Annotated in this window: 16 protein-coding genes; 3 read left to right on the top strand and 13 right to left on the bottom strand. The window is 43.4% G+C overall.

Annotation, left to right across the window (positions count from 1 at the left end; all coding sequences use genetic code 11):
* Nucleotides 1-8: 8 nt before the first annotated feature.
* Nucleotides 9-2,969, bottom strand: coding sequence for a SusC/RagA family TonB-linked outer membrane protein (locus BUB99_RS15200; RefSeq protein WP_073123810.1), 2,961 nt, complete (start codon nt 2,967-2,969; stop codon nt 9-11).
* A 255-nt stretch (nt 2,970-3,224) separates the two neighbouring features.
* Complete coding sequence (locus BUB99_RS15195) at nt 3,225-4,895, bottom strand: DUF6377 domain-containing protein (RefSeq protein WP_073123808.1); 1,671 nt, start codon at nt 4,893-4,895, stop codon at nt 3,225-3,227.
* 205 nt (nt 4,896-5,100) lie between these two features.
* On the opposite strand from BUB99_RS15195, the gene purB reads away from it, so the two are divergent.
* On the top strand, nt 5,101-6,456 hold the full coding sequence (gene purB, locus BUB99_RS15190) for an adenylosuccinate lyase (RefSeq protein WP_073123806.1): 1,356 nt from the start codon (nt 5,101-5,103) through the stop codon (nt 6,454-6,456).
* Nucleotides 6,457-6,584: 128 nt separating this feature from the next.
* Here purB and BUB99_RS15185 read toward each other — a convergent pair whose 3' ends face one another.
* The 8 genes from BUB99_RS15185 to BUB99_RS15150 all read right to left on the bottom strand — a co-directional run bounded on the left by BUB99_RS15185 (nt 6,585) and on the right by BUB99_RS15150 (nt 15,065).
* On the bottom strand, nt 6,585-7,010 hold the full coding sequence (locus tag BUB99_RS15185) for a hypothetical protein (RefSeq protein ID WP_139281040.1): 426 nt from the start codon (nt 7,008-7,010) through the stop codon (nt 6,585-6,587).
* Between the two features lie 48 nt (nt 7,011-7,058).
* Nucleotides 7,059-7,319, bottom strand: a complete 261-nt coding sequence (locus tag BUB99_RS15180; protein ID WP_073123802.1) for a DUF493 domain-containing protein — start codon at nt 7,317-7,319, stop codon at nt 7,059-7,061.
* Nucleotides 7,320-7,377: 58 nt separating this feature from the next.
* Nucleotides 7,378-9,477, bottom strand: a complete 2,100-nt coding sequence (locus tag BUB99_RS15175) for a peptidylprolyl isomerase (protein ID WP_073123800.1) — start codon at nt 9,475-9,477, stop codon at nt 7,378-7,380.
* Nucleotides 9,478-9,567: 90 nt separating this feature from the next.
* On the bottom strand, nt 9,568-10,842 hold the full coding sequence (locus BUB99_RS15170; RefSeq protein ID WP_073123798.1) for a hemolysin family protein: 1,275 nt from the start codon (nt 10,840-10,842) through the stop codon (nt 9,568-9,570).
* A gap of 176 nt (nt 10,843-11,018) precedes the next feature.
* A complete protein-coding gene (lptC, locus tag BUB99_RS15165; protein WP_084190584.1) occupies nt 11,019-11,642 on the bottom strand; it encodes an LPS export ABC transporter periplasmic protein LptC in 624 nt (207 codons plus the stop codon).
* Nucleotides 11,643-11,705: 63 nt separating this feature from the next.
* Nucleotides 11,706-12,998, bottom strand: coding sequence for a hypothetical protein (locus tag BUB99_RS15160; RefSeq protein WP_073123794.1), 1,293 nt, complete (start codon nt 12,996-12,998; stop codon nt 11,706-11,708).
* Between the two features lie 89 nt (nt 12,999-13,087).
* Nucleotides 13,088-14,359 carry a hypothetical protein gene (locus BUB99_RS15155; RefSeq protein WP_073123793.1) on the bottom strand — a complete coding sequence of 424 codons (1,272 nt, stop codon included), beginning with the start codon at nt 14,357-14,359 and terminating at the stop codon, nt 13,088-13,090.
* Nucleotides 14,343-15,065 carry a type III pantothenate kinase gene (locus BUB99_RS15150; RefSeq protein ID WP_073123791.1) on the bottom strand — a complete coding sequence of 241 codons (723 nt, stop codon included), beginning with the start codon at nt 15,063-15,065 and terminating at the stop codon, nt 14,343-14,345. Before BUB99_RS15150 ends, BUB99_RS15155 begins: the two co-directional genes overlap by 17 nt.
* Nucleotides 15,066-15,276: 211 nt before the next feature.
* Between BUB99_RS15150 and BUB99_RS15145 the strand changes: the two genes are divergently transcribed.
* A complete protein-coding gene (locus BUB99_RS15145) occupies nt 15,277-16,761 on the top strand; it encodes a sodium:proton antiporter (RefSeq protein WP_073123789.1) in 1,485 nt (494 codons plus the stop codon).
* 69 nt (nt 16,762-16,830) lie between these two features.
* Here the strand turns inward: BUB99_RS15145 and ribH are convergent, their stop codons facing one another.
* From ribH to pdhA, 3 genes are all read right to left on the bottom strand, one after another.
* Nucleotides 16,831-17,307, bottom strand: coding sequence for a 6,7-dimethyl-8-ribityllumazine synthase (gene ribH / locus BUB99_RS15140; protein WP_073123787.1), 477 nt, complete (start codon nt 17,305-17,307; stop codon nt 16,831-16,833).
* A 76-nt stretch (nt 17,308-17,383) separates the two neighbouring features.
* A complete protein-coding gene (locus BUB99_RS15135) occupies nt 17,384-18,088 on the bottom strand; it encodes a tetratricopeptide repeat protein (RefSeq protein WP_073123785.1) in 705 nt (234 codons plus the stop codon).
* Between the two features lie 74 nt (nt 18,089-18,162).
* Nucleotides 18,163-19,194, bottom strand: coding sequence for a pyruvate dehydrogenase (acetyl-transferring) E1 component subunit alpha (gene pdhA, locus BUB99_RS15130; RefSeq protein WP_073123783.1), 1,032 nt, complete (start codon nt 19,192-19,194; stop codon nt 18,163-18,165).
* Between the two features lie 109 nt (nt 19,195-19,303).
* On the opposite strand from pdhA, the gene recF reads away from it, so the two are divergent.
* Nucleotides 19,304-20,410: a DNA replication/repair protein RecF gene (recF, locus tag BUB99_RS15125; RefSeq protein WP_073123781.1), complete on the top strand. Its 1,107-nt coding sequence runs from the start codon at nt 19,304-19,306 to the stop codon at nt 20,408-20,410.
* The last annotated feature ends 414 nt before the right edge of the window (nt 20,411-20,824 follow it).

The raw sequence follows: 20,824 nt of genomic DNA, 5'->3' as shown, positions 1-20,824 counted from the left end.
TAGCGATTTTAGAAAGTGAGGTTAAGTCCAGCGATGAAATTGCGGGTCTGTGGATAGGTACCATAGTCGATCCCCTGGGCGGTGTTGCTATACCCAAAGGCATTGACCTCTGGATCAAAACCTGAATAACCCGTGAATGTGAGGAGGTTTTCACCTGTGACATAAACCTTCAGTCCTTTGATGTTGGCCTTGGACAAGAGTGACGATGGCAAATCATAGCCTAGCGTCACGGTTTTGACTCTCAGATATGATGCATCTTCGATGAATCGAGTAGAGATTCGCGAGTTATCGGTATTGCCCCAAGTTGCTCTCGGAATATCCGTCACATCTCCTGGTTGTCTCCATCGATCCAGTACCGCCGTGGATTGATTCTTAGGATCGGTCATGCCCTCGATATCAATGCGCGATGCATTCAGGATGTCATTGCCATAGGATCCTTGCAAGAACACGAGCAAGGTGAGCCCCTTGTAGCTCAGTGTATTGGTCATCCCGTAGAGGAAGTCTGGATTGGCATGACCAATGATACGACGGTCGTCCGCCGTAGGTGTGAAAGTGCTCTCTCCGATCTGGTTGATATAGTAAGCATCCCCTGTCTGTGGATCCACCCCTCCATACACATAGCCATACAAAGTACCGAGTGACTCCCCTTCACGAACCAAACTGGCTTCACCACGACCTGCAACAGCCCCGTCAAAAATCTCTTGCCCAACGATATCGATTACTTTGTTTTGATTGAATGAAATGTTGAAATCCGTATTCCATTTGAAGTCTTTGTCAAGATTAACTGTACTGACAACAAACTCTAACCCTTGGTTTTGCAGTTCTCCGATGTTTTGGATGGCATTGTCAAAACCCGTGGATCGGGGCAGCGGAGCATTGAGCAATAGGTCAGTGGTGGTCTTGCGGTAAGCATCTGCCGTCAACGTCACTCGGTTGTTCCACAAGCCTAGATCCACACCGATATTGGTCTGCTGCGACTCCTCCCATTTGAGCGTATTGTTACTGATCGAGGCTGGATAAGTCCCTGGCTGAGTCACTCCTCCGATGGGATAGTTGGCACCTCCTCCAATCAACCCAAGATAAGAGTAGCGATTGTCGCCACTTAGCTGGTCGTTTCCTACGATACCCCATCCTGCACGGATTTTCAAATCACTGATGGTAGAAATCCCTTCGAGAAAGCTCTCCTCGGAGATTCTCCATCCCCCTGATACCGATGGGAAATATCCCCAGCGATTCTCAGGGCCAAAAACACTAGATCCATCGACCCGAAAATTGGCTGTCAACAAATACTTGTCATTGTACTCGTAGTGTACTCTACTGAGGTAAGACTGATTGGCCTTCTCCGACTTGGTCGCGGTAGCCTCGATGATCTGCGAACCCACATTGGGTGTTTGTATTCCATCGCTCGAAAAATTCTGAGTCACCACCTTGTTGTATTCCCAAGTGAATTTTTGCTGTACCGCTCCGACCAGTACTTCCACTCTGCTCTTCCCGATGTCTTTGGTATAGGATAGCGTATTGTCGAGAATGTAATACTGATTTTTGTTCGTGTTGTTTTCGGCACGGCCATTCAAGGCTCGTCCATAGCTCGTCAAATAAGGATTCAAAAAGTAGTCGTAGATGTCATTGTTATGATCCAGACCGATGTTGCTCCTGAACTTAAAGTTTTTGAGAAAAGAGATCTCCGCATAGGTATTTCCAATCAAACGTTGGTTGCGGTATTTTCTATCCGATCCATCGGTACTCGCAAGTGGGTTTTCCCAGTTCTGGAACGGGTTGCTCGTGAAGCTGCCGTCTGGGTTGTAAATCCCAATGATCGATGGAGTCGACAATGCCCCAAGCAATACTCCCCCCGAATTCACGGCTTGGTTGTCAGTCACATCTACATCGGAGTAGAGCGTATAGGCTACACGTGTTCCGACCTTGAGCCAATCACTCACCTCATGGTCTAAGTTGACTTTGAAATTGGTTCGACTCATCTCCGAAGTACGTACGGCTCCTTTTTGATCCGTCCATCCACCCGAGATATAGTAGTTCGTCTTTTCGTCCTTACCAGATATCGACAATTGATAGTTCTGTGATACCCCGCGCTGGAATACCTCATCCTGCCAGTCCGTGTTTTCGGTATACTGTGACCAATCCGTATTTTGGCCCATCTCCTGCATCAGCTCGATGTAATCTCTGCTGCCCAGCACATCCATTTTTTTCCATACTTGGGCAAAGCCACCGTAGGCATTGAAATTGATTTGTGCATTGTCAGTTGTACCTCGTTTGGTCGTGATCAGTACTACCCCATTTGCTCCTTGCGCCCCATATATGGCTGCCGACGAAGCGTCCTTTAGGATCGAAATAGATTCTACATCTGCAGGATTGATCGAACGGGTGTCAGTCGTGGGTACTCCGTCCACCACGTAAAGAGGTTCACTGCCCGCATTGATGGAGTTGGTTCCACGGATTCTAAGGTTGAGCCCTTGAGAGGGTTTCCCGCTACTGGACATCACTTGCACACCCGCTGCTTTTCCTTGGATGAGTGATCCGATCTGAGAGTTGGGGCGTAGGCTCATGTCTTCGTCACCCACTACAGCGATGGATCCTGTCACGTCTTTTTTCTCCTGCGTCCCATAGCCTACCACCACGATCTCCTCTAAACTGACGACATCTTCTACCAGCGCAAATTGGAAATTGGATTGATTGCCCACTGATACAGTCTGACTCAAGTAGCCCAAAGAGCTCACCACCAACTGATCCGTCGCGGAAAAATCATAGGTGATCGAAAACCTCCCGTCTATGTCCGTCACCGCTCCGGTAGTTGTCCCGACGAGCTGAATCGTCGCGCCCGGTATCGGCTCTGCAAATTCATCTGTCACTTGGCCCACCACAGTACTCTGCTGTGCCATCGCGACGCTTTGTGTCAGTAGAAATACTACCAACACGCAAGCATATAATCTAATCTTGTCAATGTGTTTCATGCGTTGTTCATTCGTCTTTTGAAATAATCATGTTCCCATTTTTAGGAATATGTAAACCAAGAAAGATCCAGAACCAATCGCCAAGGTGAGTAGTAAAGAAGTGGACGAAATGAAGTCTACAAAAACAATTATAGTTTGATTACCAAATGGTTAAAACAAATCAATGCCGTCAAAAAAGTGGATAGATATGGAGAACCCTCCGTGAAGGAAAAGCAACGATAATACTAGGAACGCCAAGTCTACCTCTAAATTGAATCAATTGTTTTCGCTACCCGCACCACGGACGAGTGCGCTGATCTTCATGATCTGCTCTTCGAACTCCTCGCGGGGACCCGCCGATTTGTTCTTGACTTTGACACGGTAGTTGTAAATGGTGTTGACAGAGTAGCGTAGCAATTTAGAGATCTGCGAACTATCATGAATCCCCAACCTAATCAAAGCGAAGATGCGCAGCTCGGTGTTGAGGAGCTCTCCCGATTTGAGCTCGATGCGCTCATCCTCCAGCAGGAGTTCGTTGACACGGTTGACAAAATCCGGGTAGATATTGAGAAAGGTACTGTCGAAAGTCGCATAAAATTGCTTGAGTTCTCGGTCTATCAGCTCAGGCGAACTGGTCGTCTGGAGCAGTTCCTCAAATTTTCGACTGGTGATCATCTTGCGCACCATGCGACGGTAGTTATCCAACTTGTCGATGAAGTCCGAACAGATGTTGAGGAAGTTGGCGATGTATTGCTCCTTGATACTATCGGTCTCGACAAGTTGACCGTTGAGGCTATTGAGCTGATCATTGGCATACTTGAGTTCGTCGTTGAGCTTTTGGAGACTGAGGTTGGCTCTGCTCAGGTCATTGCGGCCTTTACGCACCTTTTTGACCTGTCTGAAAATCATGAACACCATCACGGCTAATCCCACCGAGAGCAAACTGATCAGCAATAACATGTAACGAAGCTTAGTATTCTGCTGATCAATGCGCTTTTGATAGGCCGCCGTAATCAACGGGAAAATGTTAGAAATCTCAATAAAGCGCAGTCTTGAGTTGAAAAATTCCGCATCCTGAAACGAAAACTTGATGTATCGATAGGCACGCTCGATCTGGTGATCTTCATAGAGCAACTGTGCCAACTGAGTCAGCGAAGCATTGTCTTTGATCGCAGCACGTATATCTGAGATCGCCGATAGCGCCAAATAAACCTTCTGCTCCTCGCGATTGCCGTTGATCTGATGGATCAGTGAGCGCTGAAACGCCACCAACGAGTACCCAGCAGTCGCCATCTCTACCATTTGCATTCGGCGCGTGTTGATTTCTAAGCACTTCTCCATTTGACGGGAATCACGGTATTCCTTTTCTTGAATGTCCAAATACAAATCCGACCCCTCGTCCACATGCCTAAGTAACGAATCCGTATAACTGTCAAGCTTTTCACGGTACATGACGATGTTGGACTCGATGCGCGAGTAGAAATGGAGATCCTCATACACTTTTCGGTAGACGACATAGTACATTTTGAGCGAATACTCATCCAGTTTATCAGGAGCTACTTTTTGCAGGATCTCAATCGCCTCCATATAGCTGCCCGAATGTGCGAGTAGTTTGGCAAGATATAGCTCGGATTGCCCTTCGAAGGCAGCATTGTGCAGACGACTACCGATCTCTAAATTCCTTTTGATATAGGCGAGTGCCGAGTCAAAATTGTACGCGGCATACTCCCGAATCAACTGCACATCGATGTGGTAGCGGTCTGCTTCGGTGAGTGTAGGGTCATCCATGAGGCTTTTGATGCTGTTGATCTTCAGCTCCCGGCGCTCCTCATAGAGTGGTCGTTTGGCGAGCTCCTGATCGAGCACATCGAGCAGTGAGTCTAGCTTTGCGGCAAAGACACCATTCGAAACCACCAACAGCAACATCAACCCTAATAACCTATGCATGGAGAATGATAATAATTTTTCAAATCAATAGGGAACGAAATTACACAATTCGATGAGATAACACAGCGATCCCTTCATCGCTCTTTGTATTTTGCTGAATGACAGACCTCCAAGACACTTTGGCCTACCCAATAATCTTGACCGCACGGATGCATAAGTAGCATATATTGGCTAATTTTGCGCCTCACAATTAGACACATAGACGATGGAATTGAATGCATTGACAGCTATTTCGCCAGTAGACGGCCGATACAGAAGACACACCGCAGACCTTGCCGAGTTTTTCTCCGAGTTTGGGTTGATCAAATACAGAGTACACGTAGAGATCGAATATTTCATCGCGCTATGTCAGCACCCATTGCCACAATTGGAGAGTGTAGACGCAAGCGTATATGGCAAGCTTCGCCAGATCGTCGTGGAGTTTTCTGAAGCAGATGCACTAGAGATCAAAAAGATTGAAAGCACTACCAATCATGACGTCAAAGCCGTAGAGTACTTCATCAAAAAAAGATTCGACACGCTCGGACTAGAGCCTTACAAGGAATTCATCCACTTTGGGTTGACCTCTCAGGACATCAACAACACGGCGATCCCACTACAACTCAAGCACGCCATCGAGAGCGAGTACATCCCAGCGCTCAATCAAATCGAAGCACTGCTCATGGACATGGCCGAAGCATGGAAAGACATCCCTATGCTCGCCAAAACACACGGTCAGCCCGCTTCCCCTACTTTGCTAGGCAAAGAAATCCTCGTGTTTCATGAGCGACTGACCCAGCAGGTCAACATGCTCGACTCAGTGCGCTATGGTGCTAAATTTGGCGGAGCGACTGGCAACATGAACGCGCACCACATCGCCTATCCCGAAATCGATTGGATCAAGTTTGCCAACAATTTCGTAGACAACACCCTCGGACTCAGACGCAGCTACCCCACCACTCAGATCGAACACTACGACGACATGGCTGCCCTGTTTGACAACCTCAAAAGAATCAACACCATCCTCATCGATTTTTCCCGTGACATCTGGCAATACATCTCGATGGGCTACTTTAAACAAAAGATCGTGAAAGGAGAGGTCGGATCATCAGCTATGCCTCACAAAGTCAATCCGATTGACTTTGAAAATGCCGAAGGCAACCTCGGTATCGCCAATGCGCTCTACGAATATCTCTCTGCAAAGCTACCGATCTCACGCCTACAACGAGATCTGACAGACTCTACTGTACTCCGCAATGTCGGTGTCCCCGTTGGTCATGGTTTCATCGCGCTCAAGTCTCTCGAAAAAGGGATAGGGAAATTAGAGCTCAATCAAGCCAATATCGAGTATGATCTCGATCAAAACTGGGCTGTCGTTTCGGAGGCCATTCAGACTATCCTCAGACGCGAAGCGTACCCAGAGCCATACGAGGCACTCAAAGCGCTCACCAGAGGCAACCAAGAGATCACTCAAGAAAGCCTCAAGGTCTTCATAGATGGACTAGAAATCAGTGACGCACTCAAAGCGCAAATGAAAAAAATTACTCCATTCAACTACACGGGTATCAACCCGCTGAAATAAGAATAAAAAAAATCATTTGATACAAAGCAGGAATCAAAGCGGAGCTATTTCGTTGAGGTTCCTGCTTTTTTATGTGCCATTGGATAGTGATGTTGTTTTGTGAAGACACGAAACAGGGCTAGGTTGTTTTATCCCCTGAAGTCACCACTCGCACGAGCGCATTCTTTTAGTCTCTTGTTGACTGTAGCTTTCCACCATGGCCCTTTGGTGAATACCAGTTTGGTCTTAACCCAAAGGTTATTTTTGAACCGTCTCCAACCTGTTTTAACAGACTGACCTGGCCGATGCTCTAGGACATACTCAAAACCCATGTTATGCGTCACTTCTATAGCGCATCGGTTTCCATAGAGCAACTTTCTACCATCCTTAACATAGATATAACTAATCTCCTTTTTGTCTGGCTGATTTCGTCGGATGTCTTCTTTGACTTTTCGATCCACCTTTCTTGTGGGAAGCTCCTCTTCTGTTACTTCCTGAGCCCATGCTCCACCACTCAATAGCACAGTGACTACCAAAGCAAAAAGAAACCGTATGACTGAAGAGCTTAACATCATTTCAATGATAATTCAAATATCTATAGATAGCGAACGGTAAAGGTGAATTTATAGCGAGATGATGCCTTCGATGTTTTTGGCGCTTTCATAAACCTCAATCACCTGATCACTACTGCCTGCCATCACCTGGATCGTAGCACTCACATATTTACCATTCTTGGAGGGCTTTAGTTTTACATCATGCTTTGGGAATAAAGCATTGACTGCCCCGACCTGAGCCTCGGGTACGATAAACTTAAACATGTACAAGGTAGGAAACGAATGTACGCTCTCTAGCTTGTCTTTGAATGATTGTGATGAATAGTCCATAAATAAAAAAAGTCCTGACTATTTAGGTCAGGACTCAAAGTTATCTTTTGTTTCTCTACTAGAAAAACTTATATCTCTCGTCTTTGATGTCAGCGAGTTCTCTTACTGCTTGATCTATGTTATACGACAACCTAGACTGCTGCTTAGAAGCGGCTTGGTTTCTGTAAACTTCATAGTCAGAGATTTCCGGCGCTTCATGCTTGTTGATTAACTCCAACTGAACTACACCGTTTTCTACTGCAAATGGAGCTGTTACCTCTCCTGGTTCCAACGAAAACGCTACGCCTACCGCTTTAGGAGCTAGACCTACGCTTTTGAGAGAGTTACTACTCAATTTCAAATCATCCATCGAGTAATACTTCACGTTATTGCCATCATAAGCGATGATTCTATTTGCCAACACTGGCTCATCAATACTGTTTAGCTTATCCGTAATGACTTTTGCCTTTTTAGCATCTGTTACTTTCTTCGTCACTTCATTTCTAACAGACGATAGGTTAGCAACGCCTTCTTCTTGCTCAGACTCAAGGGTAGCCACTACATACTGGTTGTCTATTTCGAAGACATCAGACACATCTCCTACACTCGCTTTGTTGTACGCCCAGTAGACAATCGTTCTAGCCTCGGCTAAGCCTGGCAATCTTTTATCATTTGCTCCTAACTTGCCAGCTGATTTTACGCTCATGCCTGCAGCTCTCGCATTTTCCTTGAAATCCGATGAAGAATTGGTATCGAATGCAAAACTCTCTGCATTTCTATAGTACTCATTACGCGTGTCGTCACTTACGAATAACTCCAATGCAACCTTAGCTACTTTCAGCTTTTCGTTCGTCTTAAGTGCAGTAACATCAATGATATGGTATCCGAACTGTGTTTCTATTACATCAGATAACAAACCGGTCTTCTTCGCATTGAACACTGCTTCTTGGAACGGAGCAACCATTCTTCCTTCGCCGAACCAACCAAGATCACCACCCTTAGACGCTGTACCATCCGTACCATGTTCTCTTGCCATTTCGGCAAAGTCAGCACCGTTCTTGATTTGCTTCAACACTTTTCTTGCCTCACTCTTAGCCGTTGCTTTCGCAGCATCAGTATCGCCATCCGCTTTGAACAAAATATGACTTGCTCTCGCTGAATACTCTTCTCCCGCCTCTTTGCCAGAGACTTTGTAAACCACATAGCTTCCACTCTCGATTACTGGCCCCACTACATCACCAACTACAGCGTCTTGTACTGCGCTAGGTAGCTTGTCAGCGGCATAGCTGTTATATGGATCATTTGAGTCTGAATTAACAGTAGCAAACAATGAATCATTTTCTGCATTAGCTAACTCTGTAGCTAATTTGTCGATTTGTGTCTTAACCTCTAAAGTATCTGCCGCAGATGGTACTACATCTATCACTACATAATTGATAGCCTTAGAAGCATCTCTTTTATACTCATCTTCGTGATCAGACAAGTAAGCCTTCAACTCACTCTCTGACACAGACACTAAACTATCCTCTACTGAACTAAATGGCACGTAGATGTAGTTAACTTCTGCTGTATTGTTAGCATTAGTGTACTCATACTTGGCCTCAGCCTCTGTAGCGTAGTTCGTTTTAAGTATGAGGTTGTTGTATTTCGTACGCTGACGTGTCGGAGCTAAACTGTTTTCAAAGTTGTACCATGAAGCCCGCTGCTGTGGCGTCTGCTCATTTAAGCTCTGTAAAAATGCAATCACATTTTCTTTTTCGAACTGTCCTGTTTCTGGATTAGTAAATGCCTGTCTGATCTGTGGGCTAATGTTATCACCCTGAACCATATCTACAATTTCTTCTTTTGAGATCTTCAATCCCAAAGCCTGGAACTGATTTTCGAATGCATATTTGCTAATCAAGGCATCCCAAGTTTGGTTGCGGATATACTCCTGCTCAGAGGCAGAAGGGCTTCTTCCCTGATTCAGCTGAAAGTTGTAGGTCATTTCCTCCTGCTTGTCCAAAAAGTCCTGATAAGAAATAGACTGCCCTGCTATCTCCCCGATATCATTAGACCCACCGAATATCCTTGAGTTAGGTCCCAAAAGATCCGCGCCTACAAAAGCAACGATCGAAAACCCAATGAGTCCGACAATAATCTTCCCTCCTTTATTCCTTAATGTATTTATTAATGCCATGTCTATCTATGTTAAAAAGAAGCGCAAAATAAGAAAGCCTCCCGTTAATATCAAAATTTTCTTCTCTTAGTTAAATCCTTGTTTATGAGGCTATTCTTGATCCAAAACACGGAGCTTAATTTTTTCGATTCTAGCCTCCTCCATGAGCATGATCTCAAAACTGTATCCAGGAATCAAAATCACCTCTCCTAACTCTGGTAGATTCTCATTGATGGTAAGAATCAGGCCTCCCAACGTATCGTATTCACCTGTCGGTAAGTTTAGACTTTGACTCTCATTGATATAGTCAACCTCTTGTCTCGCACTGAATATAAATTCACTGTCATTGATTTTAAGTTCGACAAGATCATCATCATCATGTTCGTCTCTGATCTCTCCAAAGATCTCTTCGATGATGTCCTCCAAAGTCACGATGCCTGAGGTCCCTCCATACTCGTCGACGACCAGCGCAATACTTTTACGATCCGTAATGAGCTGAACCATCAGTTCGTTAGCAGCCATGGTTTCTGGTGCAATAATGATCTTCGTCAAGATACTCGCTACATCCTGGGGTTTTTTGAACAACTCTAAAGAATGACAGTATCCTATCACATCGTCTATAGAGTCATTGTACACTATTATTTTGGAGTGACCTGTTGCCACAAACTGATCTCGCAAATTATCAATGGTATCATTGACATCCACTGCCTTGATCTCCGTACGTGGGATCATACATTCACGAACTTTGACTGTCTTGAAATCTAGCGCATTGTTGAAATATTTGGTATCCACATCCTGATCATTCTCCTCCTTGTCACCTTCCATAATGATTTTGAGGTAGTTATTGAGATCAGTCAGTCCATATACTGGTTTATCATCCGAATAGTCGAGTCTTAGTACGCTTTTCAGGAGGAACTTGCTACCAGCCACAATCACGTATACTACAGGACTGAGTACATAATAGATCAATAAAATCGGCACGGACAACACAGACAAAAACCGATAGGGGTTAGTCAAAAAGATACTTTTGGGTACATACTCGGCGGTGAACAATACAATAATCGTAGAGATAATCGTCTGAAGGAGTAGAACAATGATGTCATTGTTCAAACTCTGCGGTAGCACCGAGACCAACCAAGGGTCCAGCAACATAGACATGAATATACCATAAACCACCAGTGTCAGGTTGTTTCCGATAAGTGTCGTGGCGATGAAGTTAGAAGGGTTGTTAGAAAATTTGGTAAGGATACGAGCAGACAGACCTCCTTGTTTCCCTTGTAAGGCGATGTGCAACTTGTCCGTCCGGATAAAAGCAATCTCTATACCTGAAAATAGCGCTGAAAAAAATATAGATGTCAGGATGCCCCCTGTGAGGAATGTGTCCATAGATTATAGAAGAGCTATTTCTTGTTCTTTTTAAATTGATATAAAAGTAAGAGAGATACACTTAACATAAAAATCCAATATGAATGCGAAAAGCCGTATGTCATCGTCTGGTGTAGGCCAATTAAAAAAAAGCCTGCCGCCAGTGTAAATATTATGATTTGAAAAACTGAATTCATCTACTCTTCCATTATTTCTTCGGGCTCATCATCGTAACTGGTCGTGTCTTCCTCGAAGACCAAATCTTCATCAAAGCCCGACTCTTCGTCCACACTACCCTTGGTCGGGTTTAGCGTCATCACGCCTGTAGGGTTCAAAATCGTATACTGATCAAAATCCTCACTGGCTTCTAAGCCTTCTCCCTTCAGTACCTCTCCATCTGCCTTAATGGTCACAAATTTGTCCGTATATATTCTTTCTTCTTTTGGGTACCAATTGAGAAGTTCAGAATGCAGTTCATCTCCTTTGGCTAGACTTTTCATCTGTACATCTCCTTCAGCTTTGTAATAGTCCTCCTTGGCAAAATAATATCCAGTATTGGCACGTAAGGTAGATGATAATTGTCCCATGGCATTGTAAAACTCAAGGTATATCCCTTCGGGAAAATCCCTGTCTTCGTTTTCATAAACCAACTGTTTGGCTGCTACCAGTCTCAGTTTGGTTACCGCTGAGTCAGACACCAAGACATCTATGTTGTCCAAAGTTACCGATGGCCCGTCATAGGTTTCCTTCTCCAAAACAGCATTCTTGCTTTCACATGCTAGCAATAGGCCAATCATTAATATGGGAAGTAAGTATTTCATACAAAGCAAAAAAAGCACCTTACTAGAACAGTTAGGTGCTTTTCATCAATTCTTTTTTATCTACTAGTTTGGTCTTCTTTCGAGAACGACTGTTTCGTTGATCCAACATCCTACAGTCATAGACTGTCCCTCGGTCAACCCAAGTTCAAAGATCTCCGAGATAGAAGGGAACTGCTCTTTGGCTTTTGCCATTCCATCTACATTCCCAGCCTTTTGGTATTGATTATATGCTGCGATGAACACCAATCTATCCGCTACTTTGCTCACCCCTTCTCTACAGTCATTGTAACTCTGCATATAAAGGTTTCCAATCATAGTATATGCATCGCTCATAGATGGATCGTATGACAATGCCTTTCTTGCATTTGTTCTGGCAGCTGCTTTTTGCCCCTTGCTTGCGAACATTTGAGCTTTATTCATATAAATTTCTGCTTTTTGCAAGTTGTCATCAGACATCTCGATTGCAGCATCATAGTACTCAGCTGCTTTGTCTGTTTCTCCAGCAGAGGCCAATTTGATCCCTAACACTTTTGCCATACCGTACGATGGCTCGCTCTTATAGACCAACTCTCCCGCTTCTACAAATGCTGGGCTATCTGTACACTTCGCTGACAACATCAACTGAAATACCTTTTTGGCCATCTTGGGGTCTTGAGTCTCATTCATTTTAGGAACGAGTTTCCCTTCGATAAACTCACAATTAACATCTACAGTAGCTGTCAATAGCTTGTCTACGTTCTCTTGGTATCGCTCGTATTTGGGATTGCTCTTTTGTGCTTCCTTTTCAGAAATCACATCCGATATTTTCCCATACTTGTCTATTACCTCTTCGTCTGTGATAGATCCCCCACCTAGCTTATATCTTCTGACCACATCCATATAGGCCACTAGATTGTTATCAAGTGTATTGACACCATTCATCTCGAAAGTTTTGTCAAACAAATCCATCAACTCCTGATACTTGTCACGATTTCCTTTGTAGAATTTATATGCTCTGAACGCTTTTCTATTCAACACATTTGGTTCATCACCAAAATACTTGATACGATCGTCATACATCTGAAGCGCTTTCTCTTGGTAAGCGAGTTGTTTAGCAGGATCAGTTTCTTTTTCTTCTAAACCCTCGTAGATTTTAGCACCATTGATATAAAGTGATTCGTTGAGATCTGGGCAGTTATCTAGTAGCCATTGGTGTGGCTCTACTGCTCTAGCAAACTGATCACTTTTAACAGCGTCTACATATAGTGCGTTCTTTTCCTTGGCTTTATCTACATCTTCTGGCCAGTTCCATCCTGGCTGAGCGATTGCTGCGGCATTTAATCCAACAACTAACCCTATCAATAGTAGCTTCTTCATTTTAATCGAATTTATGTTTTGACCGTTGAGTTCTTAAAAAAGTGAAAAATTATGATGAACTGTCCACTTTCTCAACTAATGCCCAACTATTAATTATATTTTCTTCTAACAAACCACCGATCATTCAGTGTTGCACCTAAGACAAACTTGATATATGTCTCTTTGACTAACCCGTCACTCTTAGTACCTCTCTGCCCATATTTGAACGCCATATCAAGCGATGAAACAGACTTTACAGGAAGTGACCAGCCAAAATTAATGCCAAAGTCATCGATCTTCGTCGTACCAGCTAGGTAGGGCACTTGCTCATAGCTCACACCAAAACGGTATCTCACACGGCTCAAATAGCTGTCTACATCGTTATACTTGGGGATTATTTCTACACCTAACCCTGCTCTGTAAGAATCCCTCATTTTCTGCTCAGAAAAATCTCCAAAGGCAGCATCCTCTTTCCATTCTGCTCGTGCTACATCTATTCCTATGATGAATCTGTTGAGGTGCTCAAACGAAACACCTATTCCATATTCAGCCGGCAAATCAAAGGCATTGCTATAGGTTCGGTTGGTCAACGTATCTCCTGGTATGGAATTGTCATTAACGAAAGTCACCTGACGCGTCAGCCTATCCCCTTCCAAACTATGCGCCAGGTCATAGGTCGCCCCTATATTTATTCTTTTGTCCTTTGCGATATCTATTTCATAGGAAGCCCCAAACCCAAAAGTAAACCCTTTGTAATTCGTCTTTTCTTTTAGACCCGTAGGTACTTGAGCCAAAACATCTTCGCTATAGAGATAGATTTTAGTTTCGTCCTCTATAAACCCAAATAGAAAAGAACTCCTTACGCCGACGGATAAATTATCTATGATTTTGATACCATTAGACCAATAGACTTCTGATATACCCCCCTCTCCTTGATTCTCGGTAATGGAGATCACATCATCATTACCAATGACCTGACCTGAGGTAAGAAAATCAAAATTAACAGAGCTATAGGGTCTAACGCCAATATTGGTCGTCATGCGGTTATAGAGTACTGGAAAAGCAAAACTGAGGTATTTGAATCCCCCAGTACCTGTGGTCTGATTGTCAAACTCGCTTGCTGCTGTACGTGACTCTCCTTGCAACCCTATTTCAAATGCACTGAGGACATTATAAGTCAAGAGTGCCGGGTTCATATTGTTGATGTGATAAAAACTCGGCGTACCGATACCCACTCCCCCCATGGCCTCTTGGTGAGACATGGCTCTACTCTGTATATCACCAATACCAAAAACCGAATACGGGGAAAAAGTAATCTGTGCTTGAGCGAGATAGCCGCAAAGACAGGTAGCTACAAGGGCTATACTATTTTTTATCTTCATTATACTCCAAAATCCTATTCAAACCTACCAGCACTAATTCAGGGGACGCAAAGATGGATTCTTTTAATTTAGATTCAAAACGTTTTGCACCACCACCACATAGAATCACCTGTATATCAGGCCATTTTTGTTTGTACCGTGAGATAATACCGTCTATTTCGGCAGATATCCCATGGATGACTCCACTCGTCATAGCTGAGCGTGTCGAATCTCCTATCAAGTCAACTTCATCATATTCCTCTATCAAAGGCAGCCTCTTGGTATAGTCGTGCATCGCTTTAAACCTCAGCGCGATACCTGGAGATATTGCTCCTCCGTGGTAGTTGTTATCCCTATCCAAAAAATCATAGGTAATACATGTCCCTATGTCAATGACCAAACGATCACAAAGGTTGCCTACCGTCTGTGCTCCTACCACTGCAGCGAGACGGTCCAGACCTAAGGTCTCCTTAGTACTGTACAAATTCTGGAGAGGGAGTGGTGTATCGTGAGACATATAAAGCACGTCATGGTTTGACAGATAAGCCTCCTGCTCCGTAACAGAGTAGGCTACCGAACAAGAAATCACACGATCTGGTGCCAATCGAGTCAGCACCTTCTGTAGACTAGGCAAATCCGAGACCTCCAAAATCTCTATTTGTGTGCCGCTATCAAAACTACCTACCTTAACCTTCGTATTGCCTATATCGATTGCAACCGCCTTCATTTTATCAATAAATTAACATAAAATTAATCAGACCGGAATTTATAAGCTATTCCAAAATAAATATGCCGGATCACCCGAAAATGCCCCCCACCTCGCTATATTTATTCACACAATGCTGGCATTAGTCGGCTAAAGGAGTGAAATAATGTAATTATTGGATAGACGAGTTCAGCGCATTTATATATTATTGCCATACCATATTTATGTCCTCATGCGGAAGTTTTTTATTCTATTTTTATTACTTAATACAGCACAACTAAGTGTTGCCAAAACATCAGAAACCGACCTAAACTCCAACCATACGGAAACTACAGTTGGGTTAGATTCAGTCCAGTCTGATGCAGAAGAAGCGCATCATCATGCCCCAGCGTGGACGGTCATCCCTTTCGTGTTGCTACTACTGATGATCGCTACGGGGCCTTTGTTCTATGAACATTTCTGGCACAAAAACTACCCCATCGTAGCATGTGTATTAGCAGCCATCGTAGTTCTCTATTACCTCTTTATACTACACAATCATCATAGCCCCGTCCATGCATTGGCTGAGTATGTGCAATTTATTGCTCTCTTGAGCGGCCTGTTCATCGCATCAGGAGGCATCATGATAGAAGTGGATAAGGAGGCCAAACCTATGACCAACGTGATGATCCTTTTGATTGGCGCATTAGTAGCCAACATCATCGGTACGACAGGTGCATCAATGTTGCTCATTCGCCCGTTCATCAGACTAAACAAAAACAGAATCAAGCCCTACCATATCATATTCTTCATCTTCATGGTGAGTAATATCGGAGGTTCATTGACACCTATTGGAGACCCTCCTCTGTTTCTCGGGTTCTTAAAGGGGGTGCCTTTCTTCTGGACACTAGAACACAATTTGATCCCTTGGCTCTTTGCCTCATCTATATTAGCTATTGTTTTCTTCTTTGTAGATAAGAAAAACAAAGCAGACTACAGCTTTGGAGAAGAGCAAGCTACTCCGACGAATAAGATAACTTTCACTGGAACTAAAAATTTCGCTTGGCTAGCGGTAATCGTAGGCTCAGTATTCTTAGACCCAAACGTGCTAGATTGGGTCCCTGCGATCACTTATGAAGGCCAGAAATTTTCCTTCGTTAGGGAGATTATTATGCTGTTGTCCGGCTATTTGTCTTTCAAATTTGCAGACCGAAAAGCAATAGATGGCAATGAGTTTAATTTTGAACCGATCCGTGAGGTTGCCTTTATTTTTGTAGGCATATTTGGGACGATGATGCCTGCACTAGAACTGGTCGGCAACTTTGCTCAATCAGATGCAGGGGCAGCAATGATCACTCCTAATACCTTATTTTGGGGAACAGGTCTTTTATCAGGATTCTTGGACAATGCACCTACCTATATCAACTTCTTAACAGCGGCCATGGCTTCTCAGGGAGCATCTATCAATAGCCTTGCACAGGTCATAGATTTCTCTCAAGGCGGTGCAGTTTTCACTAATTCTATCCTATCCCTAAAGGCCATATCCGTCGCGGCAGTTTTCTTTGGCTCAATGACCTATATAGGCAATGGACCAAACTTCATGGTCAAATCAATCGCAGAACAGGTCGGTATCAAAATGCCTTCATTCTTCGGCTATATCATTAGATTCTCCATTCCGATTCTACTACCTCTGTTCCTTTTGGTATGGTTAGTCTTCTTTTATTGGGGGATATTATAAGTTCAGAAAATCAAAAAAGGGATGCAATCAAATATTGCATCCCTTTTTTATACTAGCCCCGAAAAAAGCTTACAGCGCCAACATCTTGACAGCAGTTATGGCTGCTTCATCTCCTTTGTTGCCGTGCTTACCACCAGCACGATCCATGGCTTGTTTTTGTGTTTCTGGTGTCAATACGCCGAATATAACGGGCTTGTCATACTTGAGTGAAACATTAGTCACTCCCTGTGCTACAGCATCACAGATAAAATCAAAATGCCTGGTTTCTCCTTGAATCACACATCCTAAACAAATCACCGCATCTACATCATCTCGCTGCGCGAGTTTCTGCGCACCTAGACTAAGCTCAAAACTCCCTGGCACATCTACTTTTACGATATGTTCTTGTTTTGCGCCATGACTCAGTAGCGTCTGTACTGCTCCATTGTATAATGAACCTGTCACCTCCTCATTCCATTCAGAAACAATGATCGCAAATACTTTGTCACTGATATCAATAAGGTTATTGGTACTATAATCGCTTAGATTTTTTTGTGCACTCGCCATGGGTTCTTACTTTTTTGCAAAGAAAAAAGGGATGAATCAATATCCATCCCTTTTCCTTCAAAATATCTTTCTATTATTAGTTTTGCAGACCTTCTAGTCTTGCCACATGCTTCACAGCATCTTGGTATACTGTAGAGGCGCTATACTTTTCAACGATAGTCTCATAGTTAGCTAGTGCATCAGATTTGCTACCTGCTTTCTCATTGGCAATCGCTGCTTTGACTAAATATACAGGGCTAAACTGATCGTTGGCCTGATAGTTCGCTGCTCTTTCGTATAATCCTGCAGCATCTGAGAACTTCCCTAGCTCCATGTAAGCGTCTCCTGTCAAAGCATACGCTCTAGACTGAATCAGGTAATCATCTGCACTGAATTCTTTAAGGTATTTCAAAGCATTGTCATAATCCCCTAACTTAAGATACGTCGCTCCTGTATAGTAGCTAGCCAAGTTAGCCGCATCGGTCATTCCGTAGGAATCCATGATCTCCAAGAAACCATAGTTGTTACCATCACCATTGAGTGCCAAGCCTAAGCTATCTGCCTCGAAATAATACACCGCTTGAAACATGTCGCGCTGTGCATTTTCATTTTGGTTCTCTATATAGTAACGTCCAAAAAGAAAACCTATAATAATCACAGCAACCACTCCTCCTAGTACAGAAACGAGCGTTTTATTCTTCTCTATGAAATGCTCAGTTCTGGATAATTGCGCAGCAAGTGCCTCTGGGCTCTCTAGCAAATCATTTCCGTGTGACTCAGCGTCTTTTCTCTTTTTTGTCATCTTTATTTAAAATTCAAGGCAGTAAATCTAGTAAAGAATTTGATTTACCGCCATGTTTAGTCTTTCAAGTCTAATTAAACCTCCACGAATGGATAAGAAGCATCTGCATATACATCCGTGTAAGCATTTTCTGCCGTTGGGTACTCAGACTCTTCGGCAAATTTAACCGCCTCAGCCACAATCTCCTTGATCTTGTCACCAATCGCTGCGAGATCTTTCTCTGTTGCAATTTTTTGATCCAAAATCTCTTGTCTAATCTGCTCAATTGGATCTCTCTGCTTGTATTGCTCTACCTCTTCTTTGGTTCTGTACTTAGCAGGATCAGACATTGAGTGTCCTTTATATCTATAGGTTCTGAACTCTAGCAATGTTGGGCCTTCGCCTGCTCTAGCTCTCTTAGCAGCTCTATCTACTGCATGGTGCACATCGATCACTGACATCCCGTCTACTGATTCAGAAGGCATCTCATATGAAGCACCTAATTGATCTAGACCTGTTACGTTAGACGTTCTAGCTACAGAAGTACCCATTGCATACCCGTTGTTCTCGATACAGAATACAACTGGCAGCTTCATAGTCATTGCCATGTTTAGTGCTTCGTGAAATGCACCTTGTCTAACCGCGCCATCACCCATGTAGGTCATACATAGTTTGCCAGTGTTATTGTACTGCTCGGCAAATGCGATCCCTGCTCCTAGTGGCACTTGTCCACCTACGATACCATGGCCACCAAAGAATCCATTCTCTTTGTCAAACATGTGCATAGACCCACCTTTACCTTTGGATATCCCTGTCGCCTTGCCATATAGCTCCGCCATGATCGCTTTAGGATCAGAACCTAAGGCCATAGGATGAGCGTGGTCTCGATAAGCAGTGATATACTTGTCGCCTTTTTCTAATGCAGAAACAGCTCCAGCTACACATGCCTCTTGGCCGATATACAGGTGACAAAAACCTTTGATTTTCTGCTGACCATATAACTGACCCGCCTTCTCTTCAAACTTTCTCATCAACAACATGGACTCGTACCACTCCATGTAGGTTTCCTTTGGAAAATCACTTTTGGATTTTGCTCTGGTATTCTTTTTTTCTTTTACACTTGCCATTTCTAAATAAGGTTTAAAGCGTAAACACGCAATATTTTCAAGGTTAGACTTAAACACTAGGTTAGCGAAGTGCGAAATTAGTTATTTTCGTCACTTCAGCAAAGAATATATGTTTCTTCAATCACTTAAACTCAGCAATTTTAAAAACTATTTAGCAGAAGAGGCCGTTTTTTGCGAACATGTCAATTGCTTCGTCGGACTCAATGGCAGTGGAAAGACCAACCTTCTCGACGCGATCTACTACTTATCGTTGACCAAGTCCGCTTTCAACACCATAGATAGTCAAAACATAAGACATGCAGAGTCTTTCTTCCTCATCAAAGGGGAATTCAAAATCAACAACAAATCCAGCATAATACAGTGTAGCCTAAAAGCTCAAGAGAAGAAAACCTTTAAAGTCGATGGACAGGAATATGATAAGCTCAGTCAGCACATGGGCAAATATCCAGTGGTCATGATCGCGCCTAACGATGATGAACTGATCCGTGAAAGCAACGAGGTGAGACGTCGGTTCTTTGACAGTATTATCTCACAGTACGACCCGGAGTACCTACAAGTACTCATCAAATACAACCACCATCTAAAACAGCGGAACGCTGCTCTAAAGCAGTTCAAAGAGACTAGGCAGTTCAATGCGACGCTACTCGACAACTATGACGCTGTATTAACCCAAGCTGGCAAAGTGATCGCTGAAAAACGTAAAGCTTTCTTGCTACAGTATCAGCCCTATTTCCAAAACAACTATGACGAACTCGCCGACCAAAAAGAAAATGTCACGATAGACTATAGTTCAAAGGCGTTAGAAGTAAATTTCAAAGAACTCTTCATGGAGAGCCGTGACAAAGATCGTATCATGTTACGTACACTGGTCGGCACACACCGTGATGAATTCATTCTAAAAATTAACGGAAAGCCACTCAAAAAATTTGGATCTCAAGGGCAACAAAAATCTACGTTGATCTCACTCAAACTGGCACAATTCGAATTTATCAAAGCCCACCTGAATTTGACCCCCATCCTTCTTCTAGACGACATATTTGATAAACTGGATGATGAGCGAATTCAAAAACTGCTAGATATCATTTCCTCAGACAGGTTTGGTCAGATATTTATCACCGACGCACGAGAAGAACGAACCAGGGATCTCCTCATAAAAAAATTTGAGGCCTTAAAAATATTCAAAATAGATGCTGGGCAGATGACGGAATTGACCTAAAAATTGAGCACAAAAAAGCCTGACTCATCAGAGTCAGGCATAAACCTCCTATCATTCGTGCTTCAAACTAAGATAGGCGGTTAGGTTAAAAGGTTGTCTTTCTCTATGAGAACTACCAAAACCTTACCGTCTGCCAATTGCTATCCAATGCCGTAAGACGGTTGTCCATAGCACTCTTTGGCTTTTCTAGTAAATTCGACTTTAGAACTCCCATTAATATTATATACATGCTTAGCACCAAGATTAACTTGCCGTAACTCCTTTGGTCTTTTTTATGAACAGTCATAATGCATTGATTCTGGTTAAAGATTAAAATCACAATAATTCATGGTTCAAAAGACTACCTATTTATAGCCTAAGTCAACACCACGTATTAGGTATATTAGTCGAATCAAATACTGCTGAGACGCCCCG

Source organism: Reichenbachiella agariperforans (assembly GCF_900142205.1).
GTDB classification, from domain to species: Bacteria; Bacteroidota; Bacteroidia; order Cytophagales; family Cyclobacteriaceae; genus Reichenbachiella; species Reichenbachiella agariperforans.
Note: the sequence above shows the minus strand (reverse complement) of the source record. Positions and strands in the feature narration are given on the sequence as shown.

What these genes read in the sequence shown, in the direction of transcription:
- BUB99_RS15185 (WP_139281040.1), bottom strand. Translation starts at nt 7,010, where the DNA reads ATGATGTTAAGCTCTTCAGTCATACGGTTTCTTTTTGCTTTGGTAGTC.
- ribH (WP_073123787.1), bottom strand. Translation starts at nt 17,307, where the DNA reads ATGGCGAGTGCACAAAAAAATCTAAGCGATTATAGTACCAATAACCTT.
- BUB99_RS15195 (WP_073123808.1), bottom strand. Translation starts at nt 4,895, where the DNA reads ATGCATAGGTTATTAGGGTTGATGTTGCTGTTGGTGGTTTCGAATGGT.
- BUB99_RS15150 (WP_073123791.1), bottom strand. Translation starts at nt 15,065, where the DNA reads ATGAAGGCGGTTGCAATCGATATAGGCAATACGAAGGTTAAGGTAGGT.
- BUB99_RS15180 (WP_073123802.1), bottom strand. Translation starts at nt 7,319, where the DNA reads ATGGACTATTCATCACAATCATTCAAAGACAAGCTAGAGAGCGTACAT.
- pdhA (WP_073123783.1), bottom strand. Translation starts at nt 19,194, where the DNA reads ATGGCAAGTGTAAAAGAAAAAAAGAATACCAGAGCAAAATCCAAAAGT.
- BUB99_RS15155 (WP_073123793.1), bottom strand. Translation starts at nt 14,359, where the DNA reads ATGAAGATAAAAAATAGTATAGCCCTTGTAGCTACCTGTCTTTGCGGC.
- lptC (WP_084190584.1), bottom strand. Translation starts at nt 11,642, where the DNA reads ATGAAATACTTACTTCCCATATTAATGATTGGCCTATTGCTAGCATGT.
- BUB99_RS15170 (WP_073123798.1), bottom strand. Translation starts at nt 10,842, where the DNA reads ATGGACACATTCCTCACAGGGGGCATCCTGACATCTATATTTTTTTCA.
- recF (WP_073123781.1), top strand. Translation starts at nt 19,304, where the DNA reads ATGTTTCTTCAATCACTTAAACTCAGCAATTTTAAAAACTATTTAGCA.
- BUB99_RS15135 (WP_073123785.1), bottom strand. Translation starts at nt 18,088, where the DNA reads ATGACAAAAAAGAGAAAAGACGCTGAGTCACACGGAAATGATTTGCTA.
- BUB99_RS15175 (WP_073123800.1), bottom strand. Translation starts at nt 9,477, where the DNA reads ATGGCATTAATAAATACATTAAGGAATAAAGGAGGGAAGATTATTGTC.
- BUB99_RS15200 (WP_073123810.1), bottom strand. Translation starts at nt 2,969, where the DNA reads ATGAAACACATTGACAAGATTAGATTATATGCTTGCGTGTTGGTAGTA.
- purB (WP_073123806.1), top strand. Translation starts at nt 5,101, where the DNA reads ATGGAATTGAATGCATTGACAGCTATTTCGCCAGTAGACGGCCGATAC.
- BUB99_RS15145 (WP_073123789.1), top strand. Translation starts at nt 15,277, where the DNA reads ATGCGGAAGTTTTTTATTCTATTTTTATTACTTAATACAGCACAACTA.
- BUB99_RS15160 (WP_073123794.1), bottom strand. Translation starts at nt 12,998, where the DNA reads ATGAAGAAGCTACTATTGATAGGGTTAGTTGTTGGATTAAATGCCGCA.